Consider the following 8,272-nt stretch of genomic DNA (forward strand, 5'->3'; position numbering starts at 1 on the left):
AGGCCGCGGCCGGCCTGGGCGAGCGGGTTCGGTTCGCCCCTGCGGACGTCACCTGCGAACTAGATGTCAATGCGGCGTGCGACCTGGCCGAGTCGCTGGGCCCGCTGCGCGTGCTGGTGCACTGCGCGGGGCGCGGCGGCCCGGTGCGCCTGGTGGACAAGGAAGGCAACCCTGGTTCGCTGGACACGTACACCGATATCGTGCGCGTCAATCTCATCGGCACCTTCAACACGCTGCGGCTCGTGGCGGCCCGCATGGCGCGCAATACCCCCACGCCGGAAGGCGAGCGCGGCGCTTGCGTGTTGACGGCTTCGGTGGCGGCCTACGAAGGACAGATCGGCCAGATAGGCTATGCCTCTTCCAAGGCGGGCGTGGCCGGCATGACCATCGTTGCCGCGCGCGACCTGGCCAGCAAGGGCATCCGGGTATGCACCATCGCGCCCGGTATCTTCGACACCCCCATGCTGGCGCGCGTCCCGGCCGAGGCGCGCAAGACGCTGGGGGCTTCCGTGCCGTATCCCGCGCGGCTGGGCGATCCGGACGAATACGCGCAACTGGCCATGCATATTCTTGGCAATGCCATGCTGAATGGCGAAACCATCCGGCTGGATGGCGCGTTGCGCATGGCGCCGCGCTGACCCGGCCATTCCAACAGGAGACGCACATGACGACCCCGAACGCCGATGCCCCCGAAGTCCTGGTGGCCGTGGAAGCGGGCATCCAGGTCATTACCATCAACCGCCCGCAAGCGCGCAACGCGGCCACGCTGACCGTAGCGCGCGGCATTGCCGCGGCGCTGGACGACCTGGACAGCCGCGACGACCTGCACATAGGCATACTGACCGGCGCCGGGGGCACTTTTTGCTCGGGCATGGACCTGAAAGGTTTTTTGCGCGGCGAACGGCCCACCGTCGAGGGCCGGGGGTTCGGCGGCCTGACCATGAAGCCGCCGCGCAAGCCCTTGATTGCCGCGGTCGAAGGCTACGCGCTGGCCGGCGGGTTTGAACTGGTGCTGGCCTGCGACCTGGTGGTGGCGGCCGACAACGCCCAGTTCGGCATACCCGAAGTCAAGCGCGGCCTGGCCGCCACGGCCGGCGGCCTGGTGCGACTGCCGCGCCAGCTGCCGTACCGTATCGCGCTGGAACTGGCGCTTACCGGCGATATGTTCCCCGCGCGGCGGGCCTACGAATACGGCCTGATCAACCGCCTGGTGCCCGCGGGCCAGGCGCTGGACCAGGCGCGCCAGCTTGCGCACAGCATCTCGGCCAATGGTCCCTTGTCGGTGGCCGCCAGTAAGCGGGTGATCATGGAATCCCCGGATTGGCCGGCGGACGAGTTGTGGGCCCGCCAGGCGGCCCTGACCGACCACGTCTTCACGTCGGCCGACGCCCGGGAAGGCTCGGCGGCCTTCGCCGAAAAACGCAAGCCCGTATGGCAAGGGAAGTAGCGCCATGGCCGCCGACAGCAGATTCGACGGACCGGGCCCCGACCAGCAATACGCCAGCGCCCTGAACCAGGGCCGGCTGTGCCTGCAGCATTGCGAGGCCTGCCAGGCCTTGCGGTTTCCGCCGGCATTGGTGTGCCGCGCTTGCGGCAGCCCGCGGCTGGCCTGGCGCGAATCGCCGGGGCGGGGCACCATCTATGCCACGACCACGGTGCGTGACAGGGCCGGCGCGTACAACGTGTGCCTGGTCGAGCTCGAGGGCGGAGCGCGCATGATGAGCCGCGTAGAAGGTATCGAGCCGGATACCGTGCGCATCGGCCAGGCGGTGCGGGCGCGCATCGTGCCGGGCGATGAACCTTACGTGCTGTTCGAACCCGCGGAGGTCCAGGCATGAGCCATGCACTGCGGGGCCGCGCGGCCATTGTCGGCATAGGCAATACGCGGCGCTGGCATGCGCCTGGGCGCAGCGCCTTCGATCAATTGCAGGAAGCCGCGGTGCTGGCGCTGGAAGACTGCGGCCTGGGCATGAACCAGGTCGACGGCCTGTTCTGCGCCATGTCCACGTCCGGCCTGCCCGTGCTGAATGTGGCCGAACGCCTGGGCATACGGCCGCGCCATGCCGACGGCACCATGGTGGGCGGCGCTTCGTTCCTGTTCCACTTGCAGTCGGCCATGGCCGCGCTGGAAGCCGGCCTGTGCAATGTGGCGCTGATTTGCTATGGGTCTAACCAGCTGACCGCGGGCGGCAAACTGGCATCCATGCCCGATCCGCAGGTCTACGAAGCGCCGTTCCGGCCGCGCTATCCGATGTCCAGCTATGCCCTGGCTGCGTCGCGGCACATGCACCAGTACGGCACGACGCGCGAGCAATTGGCCGATGTCGCCGTCAGCGCGCGCCAATGGGCCATGTTGAATCCAGACGCCTATATGCGCGACCCGCTAAGCCGCGACCAGGTGCTGGCCTCGCGCATGATCAGCGACCCGCTGACCAAGGCCGACAGCTGCCTGGTGACCGATGGCGGCGCCGCGTTGGTGGTGACGCGCGCCGACCGCGCCCGGGATCTTCCCCGAGTGCCGGCCTACGTGCTGGGCATAGGCACGGCAGTGGGGCACCGGCAGATTTCCGCCATGCCGGATCTCTGCACTACCTGCGCGGTGGAGTCCGGCCGGCGTGCGTACGACATGGCGGGGCTGCAGGCCGGCGATGTCGATCACGTCATGCTGTACGACGCGTTCACCATCAACACGCTGCTGTTCCTGGAAGACCTGGGGTTCTGCGCCAAGGGCGAAGCCGGCGGGCTGGTGGCCAGCGGCGCCATCGCGCCCGGGGGCAGTCTGCCCGTCAATACGAATGGCGGCGGGCTATCGTGCAACCACCCAGGCATGTACGGCTTGTTCACCGTAGTGGAATCGGTGGCGCAGCTGCGCGGCGATGCCGGGCAGCGCCAGGTGGAACACGTGGATGTCTCGCTGGCCCATGCCAACGGCGGCGTCCTGTCCAGCCAGGCCACCGTCATCCTGGGCTCGGCCGCCACGTTGTAGAACACCCATGCCTATCGACCCCGACCAACTGCTGGCGGCCCGCATTCCCAGCACGGATCAGCAATACCATTGGCGCGACTGCGTGCTGTACGCGCTGGGCATAGGCGTCGGGCTGGACCCCATGGATGAGTCCGACCTGGCCTTCGTGGATGAAACACGGCTGAAGGTCGAGCCCACGATGGTGAATGTGCTGGGCGACCCCGGCTTCTGGATGCGCGATATGCCGCTGGGCCTGGATTGGGTACGCACGGTGCATGGCGAACAGGCGCTGCGTATCCACCGGCCGCTGGCGGGCGCCGCGTCGGTGCGGGGCGTGACGCGCATCGTGGGCCTGGCCGACAAGGGCGCCGGGCGCGGCGCGTTGATCTACGTGGAACGCGATATCCAGGACCTGGCCGACGGGGCGTTGCTGGCCACGGTCTATCAAACCGTATTCTGCCGGGGCGATGGCGGATTCGGCGGCACCGACATTCCCCGGCCCGCGCCGCCACCGGTGCCGGACAGGCAGGCCGATCAAAGCGTCCTGCTGGACACGTCGCCGCAATCTGCCCTGATCTACCGGCTGTCGGGCGATTTGAACCCCTTGCATGCCGATCCGGCCGTGGCGCGCCAGGCCGGCTATGCCCGCCCGGTCCTGCACGGGCTGGCCAGCTTCGGCGCGGTGGGCCATGCCTTGCTGAAGGCATGCTGCGGTGGAGAACCCGCCCCGGTGCGGAGCATGGGCGGGCGGTTCTCGGCGCCGGTGTTCCCGGGAGAAACGCTGGGCCTGGACATCTGGCGCACCGGGCCGGGCAGGTATGCATTCCGCGCCAGCGTGCCGTCGCGCCAGGCCGTGGTCATCGACCACGGCCATTTTGAAGTCGAGGCCTGAGCGCGGCGCATTTTCACGGAGTCATCGATGAGCACAGCGGCGGTGGGCAAGGTTCTGGTGGTGGGGGCATTGGGCGTGGTGGGGCGGGCCGCGATGGAGCATTTCGCCGGCCTGGACCGGGTAGGGGTGTCGCGCCGCGCGCCCGATTTCGCGCCGCAGGCTACCTGGCTGTCGGTGGACCTGCGCGATGCGGCCGCCACGCGGCAGGCGCTGGCCGCGCACTGCGATACCACGCATGTGGTCTACGCCGCCCTGAATGAACAGGCAGACCTGCTCAAGGGATGGCGCGACGGCGCAAACGTCGACCTGAACACGCAGATGCTGCGCCATACCCTGGACGGCCTGGCGGGCGCGCCCTTGCGGCATGTAACCCTGCTGCAAGGCACCAAGGCCTACGGCGTGCACACTGGCAGGCCCATGCGGGTGCCGGCGCGGGAAGACGATGCGGTGCGCGACCACGCCAATTTCTATTTCAACCAACAAGACCTGGTGGCCGAACGCGCCGCGCGCGCGGGGTTCAACTGGACGGTCTTCAGGCCGCAGATCGTGCTGGGCGTGGCCCTGGGCAGCGCCATGAATCCCATCGCCAGCCTGGGCGTGTACGCGGCACTGCTGCGCGAAGCCGGCCTGCCGCTGGCCTACCCGGGGCATCCGCAACTGCTTGCCGAATGCACCGACGCGCGCCTGATCGCACGGGCTATCGAATGGGCATGGCAGGAACCCCGTGCCCATGGGCAGGCATTCAATATCGCGAATGGCGATGTCGTGGTGTGGGCGCATGTGTTCGAAACACTGGCCCGCTTTTTCGGCATGCCGCTGGGCGAGCCGGTGGCGCACCGCATGCGCGACATCATGCCCGCGCAAGCCGACGCATGGCGAAGCCTGGCCGCGCGTCATCACCTGCGCGCGGCCGATATGAATGCCCTGGTCGGCTTGTCGTGGCAATATGCCGATGCAACCTGGGCCGCGCGCCACCCGCTGCCGGTGCCGCCGCTGGTATCCACCATCAAGCTGCGCCAGGCAGGCTTCGCCGATTGCATCGATTCCGAGCAGTGCATCGTCGAGTATCTGCGGCGCATGCAGCAACTGGGGTACTTGCCGACCGGGTAGGGCGCGGGCCGGCCGCCGGCATCACTGCACCGGCTTGATGCCCAGTTGCTTGATCAGTTCGCCCCAGCGCTGGCTTTCCCGCAGCGTGACCTCTTTCAGTTCGGCGGGCGTGCTGGGCCGGGGCTGATTGCCGGTTTTCTGCATGGCATCCGCGAAGCGCTGCGAGGCCGTCACCTCGCGCAAGGCCGCGTTCAGTTTCTGGATAATGGGTTCGGGCGTGCCCGCCGGCGCGAAGACGCCGTACCAGGTCTCGCCCACGATGGACGGATAGCCCAGTTCGCGGAACGTGGGCACGTCGGGCAGCAGCGGCTGGCGCTCGGCGCTGAGCACGGCCAGGGCCCGGTATTTGTCCGCCTGGAGATTCGGCAGGGCGCTGGTCAGGGCTTCGACGTTGGAATCCACCACCCCGCCTATCATGTCCATGGTGGCTGGGGCGGCGCCTTTGTAGTGCACCTGGGTTACTTGCACCTCCAGGCCCGAGGCGACCACCTCGCCCAGCAAGTGCACCATGCTGCCGGGTCCGTTGGTGGCATTGTTGATTTTCCTGGGATGGGCCTTGGCATAGGCCACGTATTCATCCAGCGTGCGCGCCGGCAGGTCTTTCTTCACGACAAAGGCGAACGGCACGGTGGCAATGGTCGCCACCGGCTCGAAGTCGTCCAGGGTATACGGCATCTGGGTCATCAGGTGCGGCGTGGTGGTGAATGTGCTGCCCGACGACAGCAGCAGGGTATAGCCGTCTTTCGGCGCGCGTGCCACATAGGTGGCGCCGATCAGGGTGGCCGCCCCGGCCCGGTTGTTCACCACGAACGAACCGTCCAGCACTTCGCTCAATTGCTGGGCCAGCTGGCGGCCCACCACATCGCTGGTGCCGCCCGGCGGAAACGGAACGACCAAGGTAACCGGCTTGTCCGGATACGCCGCGGCATCGCCATTGGCGCTGGGGGCCGCCAGCGAATGAACAGGGGGCAGGGCAAGCAGGGCGGACAACATCAAACCCTTCACAACGTGGTGCATGGTGAGTCTCCTAGATGGGGGAGCGGGCGTGTGAGTTTTCGCGGGCACTGCCAGATGTCTGGCACTCATGGCGGTACCTTAAGGTGAACGAGAGCACTTTGCGGAGTATGGCCGGGTGTCCGGCTCCGCAGGTGCCGGACACCGTTATGTGCCGCGATAGTCTCGGTTGGACGGTGTCCGGCACTCTGACGGGAGCCAGGCACCTGGTAGTGCCCGCGAGAACTCGCCGCGGCAGCTCAAGGTAGTGCCATAAGCGTCAGATGCCGCGGGGCGGCGCTTAAACAGTGGCGATCGGCGTCACGGGCGAGCCAACCGCGCCAGGCAGGCGCAGCGGCGGCGCGGTCAGCAGGAAACTGGAACGCCGGTGCGCGCGCAGCCATTGCGCCAGTTCGGCGAAGTACCAGAGTTCGCCCAGGTTCAGGCCCAGCTTGAAAATGCAATGCGCATGCAGGGGCAGCGCGGGGTAGTGGTCGCCGTCGCCGGGGCCGGCCGGGTAGGCTTCAACCGCGAAATTGTCGGCGCAGATGGCCACGATGCCCGAATCCGTGATCCACTGCAGCAGCTTCGCATCGCGCCCGTCCAGCACCGCGCACGACCTGGCCAGCACCTCGCCATCGGGGTGCTTGTTCATTTCCAGGATCAGGTCGGCGAAGCCGGTGTACAAGCAAAGGAAGTCGCCCGGCTCTACCGAGGCCTGCTGCGCATCCAGCGCCGCCATCAGCCCGTCGTAGCCGACCACGGCGCGCTCGCGCCCATGCAGGCGTTCCAGGTCTACCAGCACGCCGCGCCCCTGCACGCCGGCCGTGGCCAGGTTTTCGATGCCGATGGCCCGGGCGCCCAGGTTGCTGTCGGCATCATCCGGCCCCACCACATCCACGCCGCCGCGGTAGCCGTTGTAATACACCTTTTCCGGCACCCCGTCGCCATCGGCGTCGAACATCTGGCCGACGTGTCCCAGGCCGTCCCACTGCGTGGAGTACTGCGTGAACATCATCACGGCGTCGTCGGAAATCACGTCGCTGAAACAGTCGCACACGCTGGACAGGCGGTAGTTGTAGTTGTGGCCTTCGCCGCGCTTGTCGTAAAAAAAACTGGGGGCCTTGCGATGCTGGAAAAGCGTATTGCCGCCGGGATAGTCCAGCGGCAGGCTCAGGCAGAACGTCGTGCCTTCTTCCACTTCGCGGATGGCGCGCAGCCTGGTCTGCGCATTCAGCAAGTTCAGGCGCCCGATCTGGTCGTCGGGGCCGAAATCGCCCCAATTCGATCCGTCTGGACGTTGCTTCCAACGGGGAGCATCCATGTCGATGGCTTCCTAATGTGGTGGGACAGGAAGCATGCGCGGCCATCGTCAGGCGTCTCCTCCGACCCGAACCGGCATGTTGAATCAAACATACCATAAGGTATGTTGAATCGCCAATGAAGATACAGAATCAATTTCAATGCAGGAATAAATACTTTATATAAGTATGTTTTTATGCGCATCGGATGTTCTTGGTAAAGATACTAATTGGTATTTTTATGGGTCGAACGGCAAAGCCTCCAGAGCAGCATTCCCGGCGCACCGGTTGTCCCGCCCACGGACACTACAATCGTTCACGGAGCCCATATCCGTATTCCGCGTTGCAACTACGTTCCGTCGGGCCGGCTTGCCGGCCTTGACGGGTCGATCGGATCGCACTGCATGGGGACGCCATGACGACACGTTCTGCGCCGCAGAATCGCCTTGCATCGCTATTCAATGTCCGCCGCGATGAAGTCGTGCCGGTGCTGCTAGCGGGGCTGTTCTTCTTTTGCGTCCTGACGGCCCTGATGGTGCTGCGTCCCGCACGCGATGCGCTGGGTATGCAGCGCGGCATAGAGGCAGTGCGCTGGCTGTTCGTCGGTACCGCTGTCGTCACATTGTTGGCCAACCCGTTGTTCGGATGGCTGGTCAGCCGGTTTCGCCGGCTTCAATTCATCGCGGCCACGTACGTCTTCTTTGCGTCGAGTCTGGTGGCATTCCACTTGTTGCTGGTGCTGGCGCCGGATGCGGTCGGCATGACCAGCGGGCAGGTGTTCTACGTGTGGTTCAGCGTTTTCAACTTGTTTGCCACCATGCTGTTCTGGGCCTTGATGGTCGACCGCTTTTCACTGGAGCAAAGCAAGCGTTTCTTTGCGCTGATTTCCGTGGGCGGCACGCTCGGCGCTGTCTTCGGGCCGTGGCTGGCTTCGCTGCTGGCCCGGCCGCTGGGCACGCCCGCGCTGCTGCTGGTCTCGGCCGCGTTCCTGTTGCTGGCGCTGGGCGCCGC

At 66.4% G+C, this 8,272-nt stretch carries 8 protein-coding genes and 1 pseudogene; 7 read left to right on the plus strand and 2 right to left on the minus strand.

Annotated features, from left to right (window positions below):
• The first annotated feature begins 14 nt into the window (after positions 1–14).
• Genes LPZ50_RS18195 through LPZ50_RS18220 form a run of 6 tightly spaced genes read left to right on the plus strand, consistent with a single transcriptional unit; the run spans position 15 to position 4,967 of the window.
• Positions 15–638 carry an SDR family NAD(P)-dependent oxidoreductase gene (locus LPZ50_RS18195; RefSeq protein WP_230663348.1) on the plus strand — a complete coding sequence of 208 codons (624 nt, stop codon included), beginning with the start codon at positions 15–17 and terminating at the stop codon, positions 636–638.
• A gap of 26 nt (positions 639–664) precedes the next feature.
• Entirely contained in the window at positions 665–1,447 is a 783-nt protein-coding gene (locus LPZ50_RS18200) for a crotonase/enoyl-CoA hydratase family protein (RefSeq protein WP_230663334.1), read from the plus strand.
• 4 nt (positions 1,448–1,451) lie between these two features.
• Complete coding sequence (locus LPZ50_RS18205) at positions 1,452–1,838, plus strand: Zn-ribbon domain-containing OB-fold protein (RefSeq protein WP_230663336.1); 387 nt, start codon at positions 1,452–1,454, stop codon at positions 1,836–1,838.
• On the plus strand, positions 1,835–2,986 hold the full coding sequence (locus tag LPZ50_RS18210) for a thiolase (protein WP_230663338.1): 1,152 nt from the start codon (positions 1,835–1,837) through the stop codon (positions 2,984–2,986). The genes LPZ50_RS18205 and LPZ50_RS18210 overlap by 4 nt, the downstream gene beginning before the upstream one ends.
• 7 nt (positions 2,987–2,993) lie before the next feature.
• Positions 2,994–3,857 carry a MaoC/PaaZ C-terminal domain-containing protein gene (locus LPZ50_RS18215; RefSeq protein WP_230663340.1) on the plus strand — a complete coding sequence of 288 codons (864 nt, stop codon included), beginning with the start codon at positions 2,994–2,996 and terminating at the stop codon, positions 3,855–3,857.
• A 27-nt stretch (positions 3,858–3,884) separates the two neighbouring features.
• The gene (locus tag LPZ50_RS18220) at positions 3,885–4,967 is read left to right on the plus strand and encodes an NAD-dependent epimerase/dehydratase family protein (protein WP_230663342.1); all 1,083 of its coding nucleotides are present in this window, start codon (positions 3,885–3,887) and stop codon (positions 4,965–4,967) included.
• A 21-nt stretch (positions 4,968–4,988) separates the two neighbouring features.
• Here the strand turns inward: LPZ50_RS18220 and LPZ50_RS18225 are convergent, their stop codons facing one another.
• Complete coding sequence (locus LPZ50_RS18225; protein WP_230663344.1) at positions 4,989–5,984, minus strand: Bug family tripartite tricarboxylate transporter substrate binding protein; 996 nt, start codon at positions 5,982–5,984, stop codon at positions 4,989–4,991.
• Positions 5,985–6,261: 277 nt separating this feature from the next.
• Positions 6,262–7,284, minus strand: coding sequence for a cyclase family protein (locus LPZ50_RS18230; protein WP_230663346.1), 1,023 nt, complete (start codon positions 7,282–7,284; stop codon positions 6,262–6,264).
• 392 nt (positions 7,285–7,676) lie between these two features.
• Between LPZ50_RS18230 and LPZ50_RS18235 the strand changes: the two are divergent.
• Positions 7,677–8,272, plus strand: a pseudogene (locus LPZ50_RS18235) (MFS transporter); the annotation flags it as partial.

It is taken from the genome of Bordetella petrii, assembly GCF_020991325.1.
Classification (GTDB): Bacteria; Pseudomonadota; Gammaproteobacteria; order Burkholderiales; family Burkholderiaceae_B; genus Bordetella_A; species Bordetella_A petrii_E.

Excerpts from the sequence above, each read along its gene's own strand:
- LPZ50_RS18200 (WP_230663334.1), top strand. The coding sequence starts at position 665 with ATGACGACCCCGAACGCCGATGCCCCCGAAGTCCTGGTGGCCGTGGAA.
- LPZ50_RS18205 (WP_230663336.1), top strand. The coding sequence starts at position 1,452 with ATGGCCGCCGACAGCAGATTCGACGGACCGGGCCCCGACCAGCAATAC.
- LPZ50_RS18210 (WP_230663338.1), top strand. The coding sequence starts at position 1,835 with ATGAGCCATGCACTGCGGGGCCGCGCGGCCATTGTCGGCATAGGCAAT.
- LPZ50_RS18215 (WP_230663340.1), top strand. The coding sequence starts at position 2,994 with ATGCCTATCGACCCCGACCAACTGCTGGCGGCCCGCATTCCCAGCACG.
- LPZ50_RS18220 (WP_230663342.1), top strand. The coding sequence starts at position 3,885 with ATGAGCACAGCGGCGGTGGGCAAGGTTCTGGTGGTGGGGGCATTGGGC.
- LPZ50_RS18225 (WP_230663344.1), bottom strand. The coding sequence starts at position 5,984 with ATGCACCACGTTGTGAAGGGTTTGATGTTGTCCGCCCTGCTTGCCCTG.
- LPZ50_RS18230 (WP_230663346.1), bottom strand. The coding sequence starts at position 7,284 with ATGGATGCTCCCCGTTGGAAGCAACGTCCAGACGGATCGAATTGGGGC.